Source organism: Phormidesmis priestleyi BC1401, assembly GCF_001650195.1.
GTDB classification, from domain to species: domain Bacteria; phylum Cyanobacteriota; class Cyanobacteriia; order Leptolyngbyales; family Leptolyngbyaceae; genus Phormidesmis_A; species Phormidesmis_A priestleyi_B.
This window is the reverse complement of the sequence record NZ_LXYR01000017.1, coordinates 66219-87126: the sequence shown is the minus strand read 5'-3', so window position 1 is coordinate 87126 and position 20908 is coordinate 66219. Positions and strand designations below refer to the sequence as shown.

Here is a 20908-nt window from a genome sequence, read left to right as displayed (position 1 = left end):
ATCTTGCGTCTGCGCCATGTCTCCCAACTACCTTGAAAAAATTCTGACGGCTCGTGTTTACGATGTCGCTCACGAGACGGCTCTAGAGATTGCCCCAAATCTATCGGCGCGGCTTGATAACAAAGTGCTGCTCAAGCGCGAAGATATGCAGTCTGTGTTTTCGTTTAAGCTGCGGGGCGCATATAACAAAATGGCGCAACTGCCGCCCGATGTCCTCGCGCTGGGCGTGATTGCTGCTTCTGCCGGAAATCATGCTCAAGGTGTTGCGCTCGGTGCCCGTCAACTTGGAACGACTGCGATCGTAGTGATGCCGATGACGACTCCGCAAGTGAAGATTGATGCGGTGAAAGCCCGTGGCGGCGAAGTGATTTTGCATGGCGACACTTACGATGATGCTTATGCTTATGCCCGACTGCTAGAAGTTGAGAAAGGATTGACGTTCATCCATCCGTTTGATGATCCTGATGTGATTGCGGGACAAGGCACGATCGCGATGGAGATTTTGCGTCAGCATCAACAGCCGATTCATGCAATTTTTGTGGCGATCGGCGGTGGCGGATTGATTTCTGGAATTGCCGCTTACGTGAAGCGATTGCGTCCTGAAATTAAGATTATTGGCGTTGAGCCTGTCGATGCCGATGCGATGTATCAATCGTTAAAAGCCGGACATCGCATCAAGCTGCCGCGAGTCGGTTTGTTTGCCGATGGCGTGGCTGTCAGCGAAGTCGGAGTCGAAACGTTTCGCCTCTGTCAAGAATATGTCGATGAAGTGCTGTTAGTAGACACCGATCACATTTGTGCCGCGATTAAAGATGTGTTTGAAGACACGCGATCGATTCTAGAACCTGCCGGAGCGTTGGCGATCGCAGGCGCAAAAGCCTATGTCGAACGCGAACAGATTCAAGGACAGACGCTCGTGGCGATCGCGTGTGGTGCCAATATGAACTTCGATCGGCTTCGATTTGTCGCAGAACGCGCCGAATTTGGCGAACGTCGAGAAGCGATTTTTGCGGTGACCATTCCTGAACAAAATGGTAGCTTAAAGAAGTTTTGTGAGTGCATTGGCAAACGCAGTTTAACAGAGTTTAACTATCGAATTGCTGACGATAAAGAAGCGCATATCTTTGTCGGCATTCAAATCCAAAATCGGGCAGATGCGACCCAAATTGCAGCAACCTTTGAGGCAAATGGATTTAGCACGATCGACTTAACCGATGACGAACTCACCAAACTGCATCTTAGACACATGGTCGGCGGACGATCGCCATTAGCTCATAATGAATTGCTCTATCGCTTCGAGTTTCCTGAGCGTCCGGGGGCACTGATCAAGTTTCTCGCCTGCATGAGTCCCGATTGGAATATCAGCCTTTTTCACTATCGCAATCACGGAGCAGATTATGGTCGAATTGTGGTCGGAATGCAGGTTCCACCTCACGAGATGGCAGACTGGCAAGCCTTTCTCGACACGCTCGGCTATCGCTATTGGGATGAAAGCCAAAACAACGCTTACAAACTGTTTTTAGGATGAGTCAATTGCTTTCAACTTGAATCGATCCATATTGACAGGTCAACAAGCTCAACTGAGAAAACCATAAGCTCAATCAAGGAAGTCATAAGCTCAACTAAGGAAGCCATAAGCTCAACTGAGGAAGCCATAAGCTCAATCAAGGAAGCCATAAGCTCAGCTAAGAAAACCATAAGCTCAATCAAGGAAGCCATAAGCTCAACTAAGGAAGTCATAAGCTCAACTAAGGAAGCAACACGTTTTATCAAGGAAGCTACAAGCTCGATCGAGAATGTCTGCTCATAACTCTTGTCTCCACAACTATTAAACTCGCCCCGGAAGGATCAGGAGAGGCGCGATCGAACTTCTACTCGTGGGTACAGAAGGTCTAGCCCGATCGCATTCGTCGCGCTGAGGCAGGATCTCTTGCTTTAAGCTAGGCATTAGGCAGAAACATTCCGTCTAACTACCTCGATTCGGAATATTAGACCGATAATTTTCTGCCTAATTACCGATTTTGGGATTTTGAACTGACAAGATTCTGCTTAAATACTCTAGTTTAGGCAGACAGTTACTCACACATTTATTTGCGTCGGTTTGTGGACAATCATCTATCTCATTGAGCGTCTCAGCAAACAATCCAGCAGTAAAGCTCTACGATCGCTTCGGGTTTGAGGTCGTAAGCAGAACCGATGAGTCTCTTTTAGTCAACAACCCCACCCACAAGGGGATGGGGCTTGCCCTTCCAAGTCCCTCTAGCCATCTAGAAGTCGGAGCACAATAGGCTGATTGACCGCAGCCCGAAGTATTTAATTCTTTCGCAAGGAGCCGTTTAATGCTCATCCCTCTCTCCCAAAAAGCCGAAGCTTCTGAAACTGTATCCCCTGTAGTGCGTAGCCTTGCAGGTCGTGCCTTTATTAAAGGAGTGGGCTTGTCACAAGTTCGATTGTACCAGAAAACAGCCTGTCATTTGCAGAGATTATTGCTTGCTTCCTTGCTGTTGAACCCCATCAGCAAGCGCACCTATCCCTCTCAACCCACAAGGGGATTGGGTTTCCCGGTGACACAGATGAAACGGAAACGAGACTACAGATAGCCGATATAAGGCTAAAAATCGGTCTAAACAGACAGTGATACAGTAATTTTTATGCGGTTTAAATGGAATGAAAGCAAAGCAGCGCGCAATGTATCGAAACATAGAGCTTCATTTGAGGAAGCAAAAACTATTTTTGATGATCCCCTCTATGTTGACTTCTATGATCCAGACTACTCTGACGACGAGGAGAGGTATCTTATTGTTGGAGAGTCGAATCAAGGGCGATTATTGATCGTTTCTTATACCGAAAGAGGAGATGCGATTCGTATCATCAGTGCAAGAGAAGTAACACGAATTGAGCGAGAGGTTTATGAAGAGAGATAATTCAGAAATGGAAGATGATTTATGTACAGAGTATGACTTGAAGAGCCTACGGGTGAGAAGGTTAGGTTCTGCAAGAAGAAGTTTTGGTGAAGCAACTGTCCGTTTAGAACCTGATGTTGCAGCGATTTTTCCCAATGCTGATGCAGTCAATGAGGCGTTACGATTTTTAATTAGAGTGATGCGAGACAATCAAGCTCCTGATCCAACCGCGCAGGCTAACAATTCAAATGCAGCGGACAGTTGAAAATTGTTGGTGCTGAGTTCGAGGTTATCTGCCGCCGCTGATTTAAGCCGTTATCGTTAAATCTATTTTCTGGTGCCCTCCTAAACGCTCGCAGAAATCCTTGCCGCAAGCTCCGCTTTTCCATACAAGTTGTGATTGCTCGACGAGGAAATGCGGATTTGAAAAGATTACTCAATGGTGATGTAGTCCAATTCTTTCCGTAGTTGTGACAGTTGGGCTACGATTAGCGCGAAGCGCAACTCTGAAAGAATCACACTTCAAAGTCCCCCAAATTTGGGGAATTTAGGGGCACAAACTCCCCGCAACGAAGCGATTGGGAGTTTTGAACCGCAGCCTAGCATTCACTGATTCTCAAATCACCGCAATGCAGTCAATCTCGACGCGCACATCTTTGGGCAATCGCGAGACTTCCACACAGGCACGAGCGGGAGCCGTCGCCTCATCAAAATATTGAGCGTAAACTGCATTCATGGCAGAAAAATCATTCATGTCTGCCAAAAAAACCGTGGTCTTCACCACATCTTGCAGCGTTGCGCCAGCCGCTTCGAGAATGGCTTTGAGACTGGTCAGCGATCGCTCGGTCTGAGCCGCGACATCGCCTTCACCCACGATCGCCCCCGTCGCCGGATCGAGGGCAATCTGTCCCGCGACAAAGATCATCTGACCCGACGCTAAGATTGCCTGATTATAAGGTCCAACCGGAGCCGGAGCCGCATTAGTCTGAATGATGGTTCGAGTCATAAATTATTTCTGAGCAGTGGGAGGAACGAGTTCGGTGTTGACTTCATTGACAGAGCGACGTTTAAGAGCCGTAGACTGCGATCGAGGCAACAAGTCAAACACGGTGCGAAACACATCATCGACGTTCTCGTAGGCAACGTTGCCTTTGCCGTCAAACACGACTTTACCAGACTGGTCAAATACGACCGTCTGCGGCACATAGCCTTTGTAGTAATAGCCCGGTTCGGTCGGGTCAAACGTTTCTTTAACGGGCAAAGAGTCTACGCGGATGGGCATAAAATCAGCCGCTCGACCGTAAAAAGCCTGAAGCTGAGACACCACCGCTGAAAACGCTTTACAATCGCTGCTGTCATCGTTGTAAAACACCAGCAGAACAGGTTTGTGTAAGTTAAACGAGTCTTTTAGCTTGATTTTTGGAGGCACCAGCGAGCCATTGCCTGCATAAAGCGCAAAGATTTCGCCATCGTAGCGATCGTCGGTCAAGCCAGCCAGCGCAGGATTGCCAAGGGTCAAACTTGCGATCGTCATCACCAGCGACAAGATAAGCACCGAGACGTTACGCCACCAAGCAGACCGAGAAAAAAAGCGTGAACGAACAAAAGACATAAGCAGGATGACAGATTCAAAACATCGCTATTTCTATTGTCGGCTGTGATGGGAAGATGCTCAACTTAACTTTACGATTTGCGTGGTTAGAGAGCCGCTTGACTGTGAACCACCAGCCGAGAGACTGAGAACTTTGCAGTTTCCCGGAGGGGTAATCGACGACTCCCTAACGCCCAACTTCCTAGAGTTGAATGGTGATTTTGTGGTGCAATTCCTCCACTTGAATCAGTGAACCATTACCCAGGACAATGTTGAACTTGACTAGAACTCCTGCACGAATACTTCGCCCTCACCCTAGCCCTCTCCCTAGGGAGAGGGAACAAGAGATTCCGGCTCCCTTCTCCCCAGGGAGAAGGGTTGGCGAGGGCTTGCCCCACTTCGTGAGGAGGGCTGTCTCCAAGCAGGAGGTCTACTAACGATCGTTCAACTTGATATCCCGACAACACTCGAACGATTTGATACTCAGTCGTTAAATCACTCGTGCTATCCCATTTGAGCAATGCCAGTTGATTTGACGCAATCTCACTCAGTTGTGAAACAAAGTCTTCAATCACATTGCTAATGTTTGGAATAACACCAGACGATATAAAGATATAACTCTCTTGCAAATCTAACGTCACGCTAACTCGATAACGTCGTTCGGTTGAGCAATGCAACTCAACCGTGAACAAAATTGAGCTAGGAATCACAGTCCTAACTCCCATGTTTTTTGTCCTCTCGATTAGTTCAAAGAGGACAAAAATGCTGATCTCTCAGACATTCTGTAGGGGTGAAAAATGGTTGCAGGATCTTGATTCCAGCCTTTCAAGATCCCATCGCAAAGCCGACGGTGTACAATCGTGAGCGTCTCCTGAGTTAGTTGGTGTAACTAGGGATGGAAGTCCTCGGAGTCTGATGGTCTAGATCAGATTTCGGGGCACAACTTCATCACTGCGATGTGTTCTACAAGAGTTTTTGGGTTTTGGAATCCTGGAGATTTTAATCCTGATCGCGGCTCCAGCGTCAAAGTCCAAAATTCTTCCGCGATCGTCGGTCTAAAATTGCTAAGATAACTAGACCGAACCTAGTCAATTAAAGCCGCCATGCAAGCCCGTCGAATTGCCCGTGAATTGGCTCTTTTGAGCATCAGCCAGCTACCTGCTAAACAGGAGCGATTGACCACTCAAAAGCTTCAAGACATTGTTGTGGCGGCGATTCGCACGTTGTCAACCGATGCCCGCGACACGCTAGAAACCGCCGTCGCCGAGCTGCAACGCGGCAACAGCCGACTTTTGAGCAGTGAAACTCGCGCCAGTGATGTGGACAGCGCCAGAGACATGGTGAGAGAAGCGATCGACTTAACCGAAACCGCCATTAATCGAGTCGGCAGAACCTTTGAGATTCCTGAATTTCTTCAGTTGGCTAACCAGCCCGACGTGCGATCGTATGCCCTAGAAATCATCACTCGCTTTCACGAAGAGCGGGAAGCCGTCGATGCAGCTTTGACCAATGCGCTCGTTGGCTGGCAGCTTGATCGGTTGGCACGGGTCGATCGAGACATTCTTCGCATTGCTGTCACCGAAATCATGTATCTGGGTCTGCGCGTCGAATTTGCCATCAATGAAGCCGTTGAACTCGCCAAACGCTACAGCGACGAAGAAGGATATAAGTTCATCAACGGCGTTTTGCGGCGAGTCACCGAGCAACTCAAAGCCAAAGCAAAGCCTTCGTGATTGGTCGAGAACTTCAACTACATTGATTGAGAGACGCTTTAGGTACTTGCAATGACGTTCAATTGGTTCAATCGTAAATTCGATCAAAAGGCTGAAGAATCAAAGGCAGAAGACCCTGTTCAACCTGAGCCTGAACCAGCGCCTGCGGCAGATTTGCCTGCCGTAGACGAGAACTATCTGAGCTTTGCAAAAGCGGCTTATGAGAACATCAAAAAGCGTCAGCAGCAAGAAGCCTCGACAGAAGCATCCGAAACGCTCGAGCCTCCTAACGCTGCAGTCTCTGAGCAGCCAGTCGTTTTGACAGACGTTTCTGAAGTCCCTGACGCTTTGGTTGATCCGATCGACGAAGATCTTTTTGAGCCGATGCCCAACGGGATTTCTGTTGAGTCAATCAACCAATTTTTGGAGACGTTAGAGACCGTTAAAGCAGATTTAGAAACGGCGATCGCACCGTCTGAATCTCTTGAACCTTCCTCTGAAGTAGCGCCTCTTGCTGAAGTGCCCGAACCAGCGATGCCATTTTGGGCGCAGTCTGAGGCAGATCGAGAAGCCCGTTTAGAACGACTTCGAGCTACGGCGATCGAAGAAGCTCCCGTTGCCGCCATTCCAACTCTCTCGATCGAGACCGAAGAGGCTCCAGCCTTTGCCCTAGATGAAGGCTTTCTGTGGTCAACCGAGGTTTTGGCGGCTCAAGGTCGTCGCGCTGAAGACATCACCCTCGAAGAAATCACCTGGCTAAAACGGTTGAGACAGGGCTTAGACAAAACGCGTCGAGGGCTGATCAATCAACTCAAAGCGATCGTCGGTCAAGGTCCACTCAATCAGGACGCGGTGACTGAAATCGAGTCGCTGCTGCTGCAAGCCGATGCAGGGGTAGACGCGACTGACAAAATTATTGCGGCGCTGCAAGCAAAACTGCGCGAAGAAGTGCTGCCCCCAGAACAAGCGATCGCCTATTTGAAAAAACTGTTGCGCGATCTGCTCGACAGTCCGCTTCAGTCTCATAATCCGGTGTTTGCGCCCGAAAAAGACATGCTGAATATCTGGCTGATCACGGGGGTGAACGGGGCAGGGAAAACGACGACGATCGGTAAACTTTCTCATATCGCTCAAAAGTCTGGCTATCGCTGTTTGATCGCTGCTGCTGACACGTTTCGCGCTGCCGCTGTCGAACAAGTCAAAGTTTGGGGACAGCGCAGTGGCGTAGACGTAATCTCTAACCCAGGGCAAAACACCGATCCCGCAGCCGTCGTGTTTGATGGCATCGCTGCCGCTCAAGCGCGAGGCACGGAGTTATTGCTCGTAGACACCGCAGGGCGACTGCAAAACAAAAAAAACCTGATGGATGAACTCAGCAAAATTCGTCGCATCATCGACAAAAAAGCAGGGAACGCCAGAGTTGAGTCTCTGCTCGTTTTAGATGCCACATTGGGACAAAACGGTCTGAGACAGGCGCGAGTTTTTTCAGAAGCGGCTCAACTCAGTGGGGTGGTGCTGACCAAGCTCGACGGCACGGCTAAAGGAGGCGTTGCCCTAGCAGTCGTTGAAGAATTGGGGTTGCCCATCCGCTTTATTGGGGCAGGAGAAGGCATTGAAGATTTGCGCCCCTTCTCTAGCTACGAATTTGTTGAAGCGCTGATTAGTGGTTAATAGATTGGCATGAATCCTTCGCCCTCACCCTAGCCCTCTCCCCAAGGAGAGGGGACAAGAGGTTTTAGCTCCCTTCTCCTTGGGGATGAGGGTTGTCCAGATTCGTGCAGCAGGTCTGACGAAGTGCGATCGAGTCAAGATTTCTCTATCTGTCAGAAAATTGGGGCACTCTAAGACCGATCGTGATCGCCAGTTAGGTTAGGACAAAGAGCTTATGCCGCTTGAGCAAGCGGCAGGTATTTTGCGAGCCATGTCCTAATCCAGTTGGCTATAGCCATAACAAGGCTTGCCCCCGCTTTTAATGAGAGACACAATCCGCTAAATTTCATCTTTATGTTCAGTCTCGCTCCGCTGCGACTACAATTGCTTGAAATTACGGAGATCCGTCTGTAATTTTGCAGCAGGTTAAGTCGTGAGCGATGATCCCCTAAAAGATGATCCCTTAAAAATAGATGCCCCGCTTTGCACCTCATTCGCTAACATTGATGTTCACAACTGAGGCAAAGCACAACACGGCTAATCATGGCTAACTTCTCTGTTTTTGGCTTGTATTCTCTAGCACGGATGTTGAAATCCCTTATTTGCCCTAATGACTGCTGTGCCCCTTCCTAGACAGCCCTCTCAGCCACCCGATCGCAACAGTGTCTCAGACGTAACGCCCGTGCTTGCCCTCAAGGAGCTAGTGGCACGGCTGAGTCGTGAGCAGCACAAAATTCAAGATCTGTTGAGTTCACTAGGATTTGCGCTTCGCAGTTTTAACAACCTCAATCAGTTTCTAGAGTTGATTCCTCTCATGGTGAGTCGCGTCACCGATGCTGATGGCGGTGCGCTGATCATGTTTCGCCCAAATGGACAAGTCAAATTAGAGCGCTTGCACTGCCAGGATAATCACTGGGGGCAAGAGATTCGCAAAGCTTTAGAAGCCGCAACCAAGCAAATCACCGCTTCTTTTGCGGGGTTGCCTCCTGCCGAAGGGTTGACTAAATCCCCTCAAGCGATCGCCAAGCTTGATCATCAAGTCAGCCGTTTTCTCGGATCAGACATTCAGATTTTTGGCACCGCAATTTTGGTCAGAAACATCGAACGAGGTCGGCTCTACGTGTTTAGTCGTGATCCTGACTATGGTTGGACAGAGACTCGGCAAAAGCTAGTCCGATTAGTGGCAGATCAGACGGCGGTAGCGATCGAGAACGATGAGCTAACGGTCGAGCTTCGCAAAAAAGAACGGCTCGATCGAGAGTTAGAAATCGGTGCCGATATTCAGCTGCGGCTCTTGCCTCGACACTGCCCCAAAATCGAAGGAGTGGAATTAGCCGCGCTGTGTAAAACGGCGAATCGAGTCGGCGGTGACTACTATGACTTTATTCCGGCAGACTATGGACAGATTCGGAAGCCAGACAGCGACAATGAGTCGGGGCGTTGGAGTCTGACGATCGGCGATGTCATGGGCAAAGGCGTTCCCGCAGGTCTGATTATGACGATGACGCGAGGAATGTTACGCGCAGAAGTCCTAAACGGACACTCTCCGGCTCGCATTTTGCAGCATCTCAATCAAGTCATGTATGCCGATTTGGAAAACTCTAATCGATTTGTGACGCTGTTCTATTCGGAGTACGATCCTAAAACTCGCATTCTGTCTTACAGCAATGCAGCTCATAACCCGCCTTTGTTGTGGCAGGCGAGCACCGATACGATCGAGCGGTTAGACACTCTCGGAATGCTGATCGGACTGGATGCCGAAACGGAATATCAGGACGCTCAGGTGCAGCTATCTCCCGGTGACACCATTATCTATTACACCGATGGGTTTACCGATGCGGCAAACCAATATGGGCGACGGTTTGACGAAGAGAACTTAACCAAAGCTTTTCGGTTGGCGTGCCGTAATTATGATGATCCGCAGATGATTTTGAAATATCTGTTTGAGTGTGTGCAAAAGTTTATCGGAGTCGATAAGCACAATGCAGACGACATGACGCTGGTTGTGATGCGACTCTCACGCGAAAGTTAAGCGACCTGCTGAATAGATGTATAGATTTGCCCTCCTCACGAAGTGGGGCAAGCCCTCCCCAACCCTTCTCCCCAAGGAGAAGGGAGCTAAAACTCTGGTTCCCTCTCCTTTTGGGAGAGGGCTAGGGTGAGGGCAAATCTAGGAATTCATACCCGAATTCAGCAGCGCTAATTAAACATTTATTACAAGCAAGGAAGGCTCGATCGCTCACTCACGATCAAGTCTTCCTCATTCTCAATAATCGAAACTTTAGATCAACTTGATTGCCCGAAAGCCAAAAAATAAAGCCAGCGCTAACCCAAAGGCACCACCCATAATGGCTAAATAAGCAATTACTGCGGACATAACGGCATACTCCAAATAAATCCCTCTCTTAACTATACGGAACTATTGAGCCAGTAAAGAAAGAGTTGCTTCTGCAGCAAGCGCTTTCACCAATTCAGATAAGATAGCCAGTAAGGTTTTACTGCGTCACATCATGCAATCTGTTATTTCGGTTCCGTTGCCCCAAAACGCTTATGCGATCGCCATCGCTCCGGGCAGTCTCGATCACATCGGCTCCTGGATCACAGGAGAAACGCTGACCCTTAAGTCGCACAAGATCCTCGTCGTGTCAAATCCGATGATTTTTAAGGCGTATGGGCAACGGGCGATCGAGTCACTGACTCAGGCAGGATTTGAGGTTGCAAGCTGCATTCTGCCCGCCGGAGAACGCTACAAAACGCCTGCAACGGTGCAAAAAATCTATGATGCGGCGTTAGACAATCGACTAGAGCGATCGTCCACGATGGTGGCGCTGGGCGGTGGTGTGATTGGCGACATGACCGGATTCGCCGCGTCAACTTGGCTCCGAGGCATCAACGTTGTTCAGGTGCCCACAACTCTATTGGCAATGGTCGATGCGGCGATCGGGGGCAAAACCGGAGTCAATCATCCCAGAGGCAAAAACTTAATTGGTGCCTTTCATCAACCGCGACTCGTGTTGATCGATCCGCAAGTTCTCAAAACTCTGCCGATGCGAGAGTTTCGTGCCGGACTTGCAGAAGTGATTAAATACGGCGTTATTTGGGATGCAGAACTGTTTGAGACGATGGAACACGCTAAACGCCTCGATCAATTACGCTACGTCGATGATCAATTGCTGCAAGAAATTCTGACTCGATCGTGTCAGGCAAAAGCGCACGTCGTCAGCAAAGACGAAAAAGAATCGGGACTGCGCGAAATTCTCAACTATGGACACACGATCGGGCACGCGGTCGAAAGTCTCACAGGTTATCGCGTCATCAATCACGGGGAAGGGGTCGCGATCGGGATGGTGGCAGCAGGACAAATCGCCGTCGAGATGGGGCTATGGGATCAGGAAAGCTGCGATCGCCAATTCGCCCTGATCGAAAAAGCGGGTTTGCCGACTCAACTACCTGATGGGATGGACATCGAAGCCATTCTCACGGCGCTGCAACGCGACAAAAAAGTCCAGTCGGGAAAGGTGCGGTTTGTGTTGCCAACCGCGATCGGAGTTGCGATCACCACCGACCAAGTGACCTCCGATATGATTCGGAACGTGCTGCAAAAAATGTAATACAAATAGTCTGTTAAGGTTAACTCAGATCTTGCACCCGTCTATTCGCTGCGGTTCTGTCCCGCCCGTGAATGGAATTCCGGGCTAGCCTTGCGAAGTCCGTTGAAACAGACTGAACCTCAAACCCTCTCTCAGTCCCTTTAGTGGACTTCGCACCGTTAGACCGTGATTTTCAATCACGGGCGGGTGAATGCCAGAAACGAGAGAGTTTTAGCTCAGGTGCAAGATCTCAGTTAAATCAATGGTTTTTCTGGAGCCTTTGTCGTCATGGTGTCCCAAACAAAAGCCGAAGTTTTTTACCCGGAACGCGACGGGCAACCAATGGCTGATAACACCCAACAGTTTCGTTAGATTGTCACGATTAAAGAAAACTTAGAGTCGCTGTTTGCAGACGATCCTCACGTCTTTGTGGCAGGCGACCTGCTGTGGTATCCCGTCGAAGGCAATAACACGATTCGGCAAGCACCCGATGCGATGGTGGCATTTGGGCGACCCAAGGGCGATCGTGGCTCTTATCAACAATGGCGAGAAGACACCATTCCGCCCCAAGTCGTGTTTAAGATTTTGTCACCGGGAAATCGACTGGCAGAAACCGCTCGAAAGTACAAATTCTATAACCAGTACGGGGTTGAAGAATATTATGTCTATGATCCAGACGATCACGAATTGATTGGGTGGCTGCGATCGGACAGCTATTTAGACATAATCGAGAATATGTCTGGCTGGGTGAGTCCTCGCTTGCAAATCCGGTTTGAGGTCACGGCTGACACCCTGGAAATCTATCGTCCCAACGGAGAGCGATTTTTGAGCTTTACAGAGCTGATGCAGTCGAGAGATCGAGAGCGCCAGCGTGCCGATCAGGAACGCCAACGTGTTGACCAAGAGCGGCAGCGTGCTGACCAAGAACGCCAACGTGCCGATCGACTAGCCGATCGGTTACGAGAGATGGGGATCGATCCCGATGGCGTGCAGTCAGTGACCCCAGTTCGAGAATGACACTACTCTTCGACTCGATAGCCCAACTCAGCGAGACGAGTGCGAGACTGTCGCCACTTGGGTTGAACCTTCACAAACAATTCTAGATAAACCTTGCCATCGATCAGTTTTTGCATCTGCTGACGCGCTGCCGTGCCAATTTCTCTCAGCATCGTGCCGCCTTTGCCGATGATGATCCCCTTTTGAGACGGACGCTCGACAAACACCGTCGCCCACACGCGAGTAATCGTGTCTTCTTCCTGGACTCGCTCAATGCCGATCGCGACTGAATGGGGCACTTCTTCACGAGTCAGCAGCAAAATTTGCTCTCGAATCAACTCGCCCATGATGAAGCGTTCGGGCTGATCGGTTACGAGATCGGGCGGGTAGTAGTAAGGACCTGGATCTAGATTTTGAATTAAACTTTGCAGCAGAGACTCTAACCCGTCTTCGGTGAGGGCAGAAAATTTAGCAACCATCCAGTTGTGTTCGGTGGCGATCGCGCGATAGCTGTTGTCTAAAAATAAATCGTCTTCAGACTGCTGGTCAGCTTTGTTGAGTCCCAAAATCACAGGGGTTTTGATGTCTTTGAGCAAGTCGGCAATGTAGCGATCGCCTCCACCCAACTCGACCGAGCAATCGACCATAAACAGCAGCACATCGACCGAGTGAATCGCAATCTGAGCATTTTTGACCAGAACGTTGCCCAACTCATGATGGGGTTTGTGAATTCCAGGCGTATCGACGAAGATAATCTGCGCCTCTGGTGTCGTCAAAATCCCTCTCAGGCGATTGCGCGTCGTTTGCGCCACTGGTGATGTGATGGCGATCTTCTGCCCCACCAAATCATTCATCAGCGTAGACTTGCCCACGTTGGGGCGACCAATGATGCCCACAAATCCGGACTTAAACCCAGCGGGTGACGCGGGAATCGTGTTAAAGCTTTCTTGCCCGATCGTGATGTCATCGTTTTTCGACATAGTGGAATCAATGATGGGATCTTGGATATTGCTCAAAAAATGCCTCAGAAGTCGATCAAGTCAGACTGAAAATTAGTGCGTGACGAGTAGAAGCCTGCTGTGTCACCGACAGCTTACTTAGTGTAAGAGATGATGAAAAATAATGCATGATCACGCTGTTCTATGCCTGAGCATTCTCACGGTGAGCGAGGGCAATTATTTGCCTCCTACGATCGTATCAACATCTTACAATGGTCAGGAACTCAATCAATTTCCTGACGAATCGACTCTAATCTTTTAGACATGATCATTCTGGTGATGGGCGTTTCTGGCTCTGGCAAAACTACTGTAGGGAAACTGCTGGCAGACTCTCTAGACTGGGAGTTTAGAGATGCCGATGATTTTCACTCACTGAGAAATGTTGAAAAAATGCGACACGGAATTCCGCTCACTGAAGCAGATAGAATCCCTTGGCTACACAATTTGCAAACCGCTCTCAAACGCTGGCTGCACGAAAATAGGAATGTGATTCTAGCGTGTTCGGCATTAAAAAATAGCTATCGTCAATTACTTCTCATCGATCACGATCGCATTAAGCTAGTTTATTTCAAAGGATCGTATTCGCTAATACAAAAGCGATTGCAAGAGAGAACCAATCACTACATGCCAGCACAATTATTAGAAAGCCAATTTGATGCTTTAGAAGAACCTCTAGAGGCGCTGATTGTCGGCATCGAACAGCCGCCGCAGATGATTGTACAGACCATCCGATCGGCGTTAAAGATCTAGTTTAAGTCTATTGATATCCGGCAGCTTGAAGGGCAAATAAATGGGCATATCGTCCTTCAGCTTTGACGAGATCTTCGTGGCTTCCCTGCTCTAACACGGTGCCTGTTGACAGCACCAAAATTCGGTCTGCCATGCGGACGGTGGAGAAGCGGTGAGAAATCAAAATCGCCATCTGATTAGAGGTCATCTCACGGAAGCGATCGAAGATTTGCACTTCTGATTCGGCATCCATTGCAGAAGTTGGCTCATCTAAGACGAGAATGTCGGCTTTAGTTCGCATAAAGGCGCGAGAAAGAGCGATTTTTTGCCACTGCCCGCCCGACAATTCTCGACCGCTCTTAAACCAGCGACCTAAGCGAGTTTCAAACCCTTCAGGCATCTGCTCAATAAACGGCAGCGCGTTGCCTTTTTCAGCCGCCTCAAACCAGCGATCGTGATCGTCTAAATAGTTCACGTCGCCAACGCCCACGTTTTCACCCACTTTGAACTGATACTGCATAAAGTTCTGAAAAATCACTCCAATTCGCTGCTGCAACACCTCTAAATTCCACAGTTGCAGGTCTAAGCCGTCGAGTAAAATGCGTCCAGAATTAGGCGTATAGAGTCGAGTCAGCAGCTTGATCAGCGTCGTTTTGCCCGACCCGTTTTCGCCGACGATCGCCAGTTTCTCCCCAGGTTTGAGATGAAATGAGACATGATTTAGAGCGAGGTTATCGTTGCCGGGATATTGAAAGGAGACTTCCTCAAAGCGCAAGCCATCACCCGGAATCGTGCCGCGATCGGCATATCCTTTAGGCTGGGGAATCTCCTGTTCTAGAAACTCGTAGAGATTAGAGAGATAGAGACTGTCTTCATACATGCCGCCGATCGAACTGAGAATTGACGCAAACGCATTTTGTCCCTGACGAAACACAACGAGATACATCGTCAACTCACCTAGAGTAATGGCACCGACAATGGTTTCGACTACGATCCAGATATAGGCGAGATAAAACGCGGCAGTGCTGACTAGACTGAGCAAATAGCTCCAAGTGCCGCGACGAATAGTGAGGTTACGATCTTCGCCGTAGAGCCGATTAAAAATCGTGGTGTAGCGATCGAGCAACGTCTGTCCTAACTGATAAAGCTTGACCTCCATCGCGGGGGCTTCATTGGCGATCAAAAACTCTAGATAATTTTGTTCTCGACTTTCAGGCGTGCGCCAGCGAAAGAGCCGAAATGCCTCGCCTGCAAAGCGCGTCTCCGCCACAAACGCCGGAACCGCCGCCACCATCAACACAATCACCGCCCACACTGAAAAATGAATCAGCAAGCCGCCATAGGTGATCAGGGTGAGGGTGTCTTGCACGAGTCCAAAGGTGCGCCCCACGAGACTAAGCGGACGGCTCGACGCTTCTCGTCTCGCCCGCGTCATCTTGTCATAAAACTCAGAATCCTCGAAGTGAGTCAGGTCGAGCGTTAATGCTTTTTCTAAAATCAGGACGTTGACTTTTTGCCCCAACAGCACCCGCAACAGCGATTGACACAGCGCTAATCCTTGTTTGCTGCCTGCCAAGATTGCGACAACGAAGGCTTCTAATGCTAAATAATTTAGAGCAGTCCATTGGTCAGACGGTAGCTTCGATCGAGAGGCGATGACCACGCCATCGACAATCAGTTTCCCCGCATAGGCAACAACCGCAGGTAATAACCCTGCAATCAGCGTCAAAAGTGCCAGAAATAGGGTGAGACGACGATCGGTGCTCCACACTAGGGCGATCGCCCGTCCGCAATATTGAAAAATCGAGAGAGACTGAGAAATGCCTCGCAAAGAGCGTTTGATCGGTGATGTCTGATTCATCCTTTAACGATAGCGTTTTGCTTGGGCGCGTTGATGCCTACTTAGCTGGACTTTAGGCGTTGCTGAATGCAAGTATAAATTGCCCTCCTCACGAAGTGGGGCAAAGCCCTCGCTAACCCTTCTCCCCAAGGAAAAGGGAGCTAAAGATCTTGCCCCCTCTCCTTTTGGGAGAGGGCTAGGGTGAGGGTCAATCTGGAAATTCATACATTAATTCAGCAACGCCAACTTTAATCTGCATGGATAAAGTTAAGCTTAAGCACCGATCGCAGATTGATAAGCGATTACCTGCAAATCAATGCCCGTAATTGCGGTGCCGACGACGACGGTGCTTGCACCCAACTCGATCGCTCGACGCGCCATGTCTGGAGACGCGATTCCCCCTTCACAAATCACCGGAACGGTTAGGGTTGTCACCATTTGAGTCAGCAGGTCAAACCCTGGTGGCGAAAGGTGTTGAGTATCAGCCGTATAGCCGTAGAGCGTTGTTCCGACACAATCGGCTCCTGCTTCAACTGCCGCGATCGCTGCCTCCAACGAATCGACATCTGCCATCACAGGCTTGTTTAAATCGGTGTGAATTTGTGCAATCAGATCAGCAACGGTTAATTTATCAGGACGATTACGCAGCGTGGCATCGATCGCGATAACATCAGCCCCCGCTTGAGCAATCTTCGTCGCGTGGTGAAACTGCGGCGTAATATAAACGTCAAACCCTGGAATCTGCTGCTTCCATAGCCCAATGATTGGCTTATCGAGGCGCGATCGGGCGGCGGCTACATGGGGTGGCGTATCGATTCTGACTCCGGCGGCTCCTTGATTGACGGCGGCTTGTGCCATTGCTGCGATCACGGCTGGCTCGTGCAATGGTGAGTCTACCGGAGCCTGACACGAGACCACTAGCCCTCGCAAACTCCGAATTACTTGAGCAAAATCAGTCATGCTAAAACTCTATTCTCCGCACAGGCATGATACCAGGCTAGAGAATCTCTGGCTCCGAATCCTGATTGAGAGAAGCTGATCAGCTTTTTGCTGCCTTGACGTTGCCTAACGCAGATTGACTAATCGCTCTCCAGTCGGTTTGCTCGTCGTAGCTGCTTCTCACCAATTCTGATCCGACAAACATCCGACAAAACAGGACGCTTTCGTCACTGCCGGGTTGAGGCGCGATCGTGATCGGCATCCGAAGCTGCTGCGGGGTCAACATCGCGACCGATGACAGCAGCCCTTTTGAGAAGTGAGAATCATAGCCCGACTCGACGCAATAGGGACGATCGCCCTTGATAAATGCCTGAAGTTTGATCACTTCTTTACCACGCCGCTCGACTTTCTCAAATTTGAGTTCTTCGAGATAGCCTGTGAGCGCAGACTGCTGAACGGGTGACACTTCTCCGTCTCGAATGGTGTACCACGGGCAATTATTAGAGCGGTTGGCGTAAATCCACAAAGTGCTGGGGGTTTCGACGAGTCCAAGTTTGGGCTGCTTGAGTTGGTCGAGAATTTGACTTAAAAGTTGATTTTGTTGAGCGAGGGCGGTGAGCAGTTGGGCAGTTTCGGAGATGGTTTGCATGACGAACTCCTTCCTTGAGTAGAACGTGTGTTCTGCTATTCTATGGTTTTTATTTGTCGATCGTCATCCCCTTTAGGCTCGATCGTGCCTAAAAAGTCTGGGCACATTTAATTTCTAAGTAGCGATCGACCTTCTTAGTTGATGTTAGGGAGCCGCGTAAACCAGCCAGGTAAAGAACTTCACCCAGTTAATCACCGACTCCCTAACGTCCTAGAGTTGAATGATTATTTTGTCGTGCAGTTCCTCCAGGTGAATCAGTGAACCATTGCCGATCACGATATTGAACTTCGCTAAAGAACGCTCAATTTGATATCCCGGCAACACTCGAACGATCTGATATTCAGTCGTTAAATCACTCGTGCCATCCCATTTAAGGAATGCTAGTTGATTAGACGCTATCTCACTTAGTTGTGAAACAAAGTCTTCAATCGCATCACTAATGTTTGGGATAATGCCAGAAGACATAAAGATATAACGCTCTTGTAAATCCAATGTAACGCTAACTCGATAACGCCGTTCCGTTGAGCAACGCAACTCAACGGTAAACGAAATCGAGCTAGGTACGATCGTCCTAACTCCCATAGTTTTTGTCCTCTCGATTAATTCAAAGAGGACAAAAACACTGATGTCTCAGATATTTCGTGTGGGTAAAAAACGTATGCAGGATCTTGATTCCAGCCTTCCAAGATCCCATAGCAAAGCTGACGGTGTACAATCATGAACGCCTCCTGAGTTACTAACGCTAACTAGGGATGGAAGTCCTCGGAGTCTGATTTGGCGATCAGATTTCCGGGGCATAACTCCATCACTGCGAAGTATTCTACAGGAGTTTATTGCTTTTTGGAAGGCTGAATTTTTGAGTTGGGGAAGTGCGATCGCGCATTCAACAATAGCCCTGTGCTTGCTAATGCTTAAGAAGTCCCCGTAAGTCGCTGGAGATAGGTGAAAAGGTTCTGCCGATCCATCTGGGTCGGTGTAATATACAGAAAGTTTCCGTCGATCCATCCGATTGAGCGTGATAGACGGAAGGGTTCTGCCGATCCACCCGTTTTGGGATGGATATGCGGAAAGTTTCTCTCTAAAAAGAAGTTGGGCTGCTTCACATTGTGAGGGCTGTATACCAAAACTGTCGTTTGATGTCAGAGGTTGAGCTGTGTAAGACAGCGTTGATTTAAGAGTGTCAGTGAAGCGATCGCACAAACCAAAATTACGCTGTAAAATTAGAAGCGTAGTTTCATACCGTGGATATGTTAAGAACGCTTTGGGCTACAGTTCGACAGGGCAAAATTGAGCTGTTGGAATCAGCAGAACTGTCAGAAGGAGTGAGGGTGTTGGTAACACTCCTACCTGACGACGAAGATGAGTTTTGGTCGCGAGCTAGCCAGGTATCGCTTGATGCAGCCTGGGATAACACCGAGGATGATGTATATGCCGAGCTACTCCAAGCATGATGTTATCTTGGTACGCTATCCCTTCTCAGATCTGTCGAGTTCAAAAGTAAGACCTGCTGTTATTGTGAGTACATCGCACCCATCTCAAGACATTATGATTACTCCCTTAACAAGCAAGACAAGTTCATTGCTGAAGGGAGAATTTATTCTATCTGAATGGGCAGGAGTAGGCTTGAATGTATCTACTGCGGTTAAAAGAGGCATTTACACAGTGCATGAAAGTCTGGTAATAAAAGTACTTGGTCAGTTAATTGATATTGATGCCCAACAACTTGAGCAGTCTTTGCAAGGCTGGTTAGGATTGTAATCTGAGCTATATTGCCAACATGAGCCGCAAAAGCATCGCAACAAATATTGCTCGTAAGCTCTGGGCACAGTGTGGTGGCTTCTGTCAAAATCCGAGTTGCAATAAGTATCTCTTTGCGGAGGTTGAGGATGATGTAGTCAGTCTTGCAAACGTAGCTCACATTATTGGTCATGGTAAGAGCGGACCTCGAAGTGAGCATGAATTAGCCGATTACATTGATAAGGATGGCATAGACAATTTGATAATGCTTTGCCTGGAATGCCATAAGGTTGTTGATGAGCTAGAGAATAAATTTTCCGTTGAGCGAATGCAGGCGTGGGAGACGGCTCATGAGACGAAAATAAATTCACTCTTTGCTTTTCCTCAAATTCATAATGAAAGAGAACTGCTTGAGCAAGTTAATGAGCTTTTGACCGAGAACAGATTTATTTTTGAAGAGTACGGTCCTTTCTCGAAGAAGGTATTACAGGGTGGTTCTGGCGATGCAATAACTATCTGGCGACGACGATGCCTTGACACAATTCTTCCAAATAACCAAAGAATTGTTGGACTAATTGAGGCTAACAAAAGGAACTTTCCTTATCCGTGGGAAGTTTATAGACAAATGATGGGTTATAAGCTTCATGCTGATTCTTTTCGAGATAACTGCCTGCTGGAGAAAAAGGTCAATGACTATAAGCTATTTCCAAGAGAATTTGATGACTTCATCAAGCAGAGGCTTGGTCTGCCTGTAGAAAACAGAGAGATTAACTACCAAGAGGAAATTGAATTCAGAACGGCGACTATCTCAAAATATATTGAAGATTTTTTGGCAACCCATTCTTTTATTACTCGAATGGAAAAGCTCAATATAGCTATGTTCGACGTTGAGTTGAAGGATGGACGCAATCTTCGAGTCTTTGCGACAAACACTTATTTCTTCACTGAATATACATTTGACCAGATCATGGGGATTGATCCAGCAGTTGATGTCATCATCTGCTCCAACCCCAGTGGAGCTTACACGCGAGAAGCCAAAGCTCTCTGCATCGCTCATAAGATTGGTTTATTCACAATTAGTAAGTTCATGGGTGCCATCCGTAAAGATGGCGATGAGTTCTTGAACTATCTCTTACAAGCTGAAAGATCCAGTCGTATTAGTTTTTCAAAATCTCTGCTTAATAAAGCCTCAGTCCCTCCACGTTTTCAAGTGTATATATTTGGCTCATATTTGAGACGAGAACTTTACAACGATATCGATCTCATCCTGGTTTATCCAATTGAAACAGGTCAAGAATTGATCTCCTCAGCATTAGAGAGCATCCATCAAGTGTTTGAAGAACGAGCCTCACAGCTTGACATAACAGTATGCTCGGAAGCAGAGTACACAACTCTAAGTTTTGAAGATGACAACCGCACTAGAATTAGGTAATTAGCAGTATCTACAACGTAGCCCAACAATCCCAATGCAGCGGACGAGCAAAGTTCTTCGCGCTACGTTTCAGTCATCTCTGTCGCCGCTGATTGGGAGCGTTAGCTTACGTTGAGAGGTACTGCAAGGAGTTTTTGTACTC

22 protein-coding genes are annotated in these 20908 nt (G+C 48.5%); 12 read left to right on the top strand and 10 right to left on the bottom strand.

Features of this window, described 5'->3' with window-relative positions; all coding sequences use genetic code 11:
- The first annotated feature begins 16 nt into the window (after positions 1-16).
- A complete protein-coding gene (gene ilvA, locus A8707_RS11580) occupies positions 17-1528 on the top strand; it encodes a threonine ammonia-lyase, biosynthetic (protein WP_068817105.1) in 1512 nt (503 codons plus the stop codon).
- Between the two features lie 11 nt (positions 1529-1539).
- On the opposite strand, the gene A8707_RS29045 is transcribed toward ilvA, so the two are convergent.
- Entirely contained in the window at positions 1540-1740 is a 201-nt protein-coding gene (locus tag A8707_RS29045; protein ID WP_068817103.1) for a hypothetical protein, read from the bottom strand.
- A gap of 383 nt (positions 1741-2123) precedes the next feature.
- On the opposite strand from A8707_RS29045, the gene A8707_RS28050 reads away from it, so the two are divergent.
- The 3 genes from A8707_RS28050 (at position 2124) to A8707_RS11565 (ending at position 3168) form a co-directional block, all read left to right on the top strand.
- A complete protein-coding gene (locus A8707_RS28050) occupies positions 2124-2288 on the top strand; it encodes a hypothetical protein (RefSeq protein WP_231948025.1) in 165 nt (54 codons plus the stop codon).
- Positions 2289-2651: 363 nt separating this feature from the next.
- Positions 2652-2924 carry a BrnT family toxin gene (locus A8707_RS11570; protein ID WP_068817101.1) on the top strand — a complete coding sequence of 91 codons (273 nt, stop codon included), beginning with the start codon at positions 2652-2654 and terminating at the stop codon, positions 2922-2924.
- 7 nt (positions 2925-2931) lie between these two features.
- On the top strand, positions 2932-3168 hold the full coding sequence (locus A8707_RS11565) for a hypothetical protein (protein ID WP_231948024.1): 237 nt from the start codon (positions 2932-2934) through the stop codon (positions 3166-3168).
- Positions 3169-3519: 351 nt separating this feature from the next.
- On the opposite strand, the gene A8707_RS11560 is transcribed toward A8707_RS11565, so the two are convergent.
- From A8707_RS11560 to A8707_RS11550, 3 genes are all read right to left on the bottom strand, one after another.
- A complete protein-coding gene (locus A8707_RS11560; protein WP_068817098.1) occupies positions 3520-3909 on the bottom strand; it encodes a RidA family protein in 390 nt (129 codons plus the stop codon).
- A 3-nt stretch (positions 3910-3912) separates the two neighbouring features.
- A complete protein-coding gene (locus A8707_RS11555) occupies positions 3913-4515 on the bottom strand; it encodes a thylakoid membrane photosystem I accumulation factor (protein WP_068817096.1) in 603 nt (200 codons plus the stop codon).
- Between the two features lie 236 nt (positions 4516-4751).
- Positions 4752-5219: a hypothetical protein gene (locus A8707_RS11550; protein WP_068817093.1), complete on the bottom strand. Its 468-nt coding sequence runs from the start codon at positions 5217-5219 to the stop codon at positions 4752-4754.
- Between the two features lie 378 nt (positions 5220-5597).
- Here A8707_RS11550 and nusB point away from each other — a divergent pair, with 378 nt between their 5' ends.
- From nusB to A8707_RS11535, 3 genes are all read left to right on the top strand, one after another.
- Positions 5598-6227: a transcription antitermination factor NusB gene (nusB, locus tag A8707_RS11545; protein ID WP_068817092.1), complete on the top strand. Its 630-nt coding sequence runs from the start codon at positions 5598-5600 to the stop codon at positions 6225-6227.
- Between the two features lie 51 nt (positions 6228-6278).
- Positions 6279-7877 (top strand): signal recognition particle-docking protein FtsY, encoded by a 1599-nt coding sequence (ftsY, locus tag A8707_RS11540; protein WP_068817090.1) that lies wholly within the window; start codon positions 6279-6281, stop codon positions 7875-7877.
- A 589-nt stretch (positions 7878-8466) separates the two neighbouring features.
- On the top strand, positions 8467-9888 hold the full coding sequence (locus A8707_RS11535; RefSeq protein ID WP_068817088.1) for a PP2C family protein-serine/threonine phosphatase: 1422 nt from the start codon (positions 8467-8469) through the stop codon (positions 9886-9888).
- A 249-nt stretch (positions 9889-10137) separates the two neighbouring features.
- On the opposite strand, the gene petL is transcribed toward A8707_RS11535, so the two are convergent.
- Complete coding sequence (gene petL / locus A8707_RS11530) at positions 10138-10233, bottom strand: cytochrome b6-f complex subunit PetL (protein WP_068817086.1); 96 nt, start codon at positions 10231-10233, stop codon at positions 10138-10140.
- Between the two features lie 133 nt (positions 10234-10366).
- Between petL and aroB the strand changes: the two genes are divergently transcribed.
- Positions 10367-11467 (top strand): 3-dehydroquinate synthase, encoded by a 1101-nt coding sequence (aroB, locus tag A8707_RS11525; protein WP_068817084.1) that lies wholly within the window; start codon positions 10367-10369, stop codon positions 11465-11467.
- Positions 11468-11818: 351 nt separating this feature from the next.
- Entirely contained in the window at positions 11819-12463 is a 645-nt protein-coding gene (locus A8707_RS11520; RefSeq protein ID WP_231948028.1) for a Uma2 family endonuclease, read from the top strand.
- Between the two features lie 2 nt (positions 12464-12465).
- Here A8707_RS11520 and era read toward each other — a convergent pair whose 3' ends face one another.
- The gene (gene era / locus A8707_RS11515; RefSeq protein ID WP_068817082.1) at positions 12466-13422 is read right to left on the bottom strand and encodes a GTPase Era; all 957 of its coding nucleotides are present in this window, start codon (positions 13420-13422) and stop codon (positions 12466-12468) included.
- Between the two features lie 282 nt (positions 13423-13704).
- On the opposite strand from era, the gene A8707_RS11510 reads away from it, so the two are divergent.
- Complete coding sequence (locus tag A8707_RS11510; protein ID WP_197484733.1) at positions 13705-14190, top strand: gluconokinase; 486 nt, start codon at positions 13705-13707, stop codon at positions 14188-14190.
- 7 nt (positions 14191-14197) lie between these two features.
- Here the strand turns inward: A8707_RS11510 and A8707_RS11505 are convergent, their stop codons facing one another.
- The 4 genes from A8707_RS11505 to A8707_RS11490 form a co-directional block, all read right to left on the bottom strand.
- Positions 14198-16030 (bottom strand): ABC transporter ATP-binding protein, encoded by a 1833-nt coding sequence (locus A8707_RS11505; RefSeq protein ID WP_068817080.1) that lies wholly within the window; start codon positions 16028-16030, stop codon positions 14198-14200.
- A gap of 252 nt (positions 16031-16282) precedes the next feature.
- Positions 16283-16969 (bottom strand): N-acetylmannosamine-6-phosphate 2-epimerase, encoded by a 687-nt coding sequence (locus A8707_RS11500; RefSeq protein WP_068817079.1) that lies wholly within the window; start codon positions 16967-16969, stop codon positions 16283-16285.
- Positions 16970-17048: 79 nt separating this feature from the next.
- A complete protein-coding gene (locus A8707_RS11495) occupies positions 17049-17597 on the bottom strand; it encodes a hypothetical protein (protein WP_068817077.1) in 549 nt (182 codons plus the stop codon).
- Between the two features lie 210 nt (positions 17598-17807).
- Positions 17808-18179 carry a hypothetical protein gene (locus A8707_RS11490; protein ID WP_156518496.1) on the bottom strand — a complete coding sequence of 124 codons (372 nt, stop codon included), beginning with the start codon at positions 18177-18179 and terminating at the stop codon, positions 17808-17810.
- A gap of 846 nt (positions 18180-19025) precedes the next feature.
- On the opposite strand from A8707_RS11490, the gene A8707_RS11480 reads away from it, so the two are divergent.
- Together A8707_RS11480 and A8707_RS11475 are read left to right on the top strand one after the other, a co-directional pair.
- Positions 19026-19355, top strand: coding sequence for a type II toxin-antitoxin system PemK/MazF family toxin (locus A8707_RS11480; RefSeq protein WP_068817071.1), 330 nt, complete (start codon positions 19026-19028; stop codon positions 19353-19355).
- A 19-nt stretch (positions 19356-19374) separates the two neighbouring features.
- Positions 19375-20766, top strand: a complete 1392-nt coding sequence (locus tag A8707_RS11475) for a nucleotidyltransferase (RefSeq protein ID WP_068817069.1) — start codon at positions 19375-19377, stop codon at positions 20764-20766.
- Positions 20767-20908: the final 142 nt, after the last annotated feature.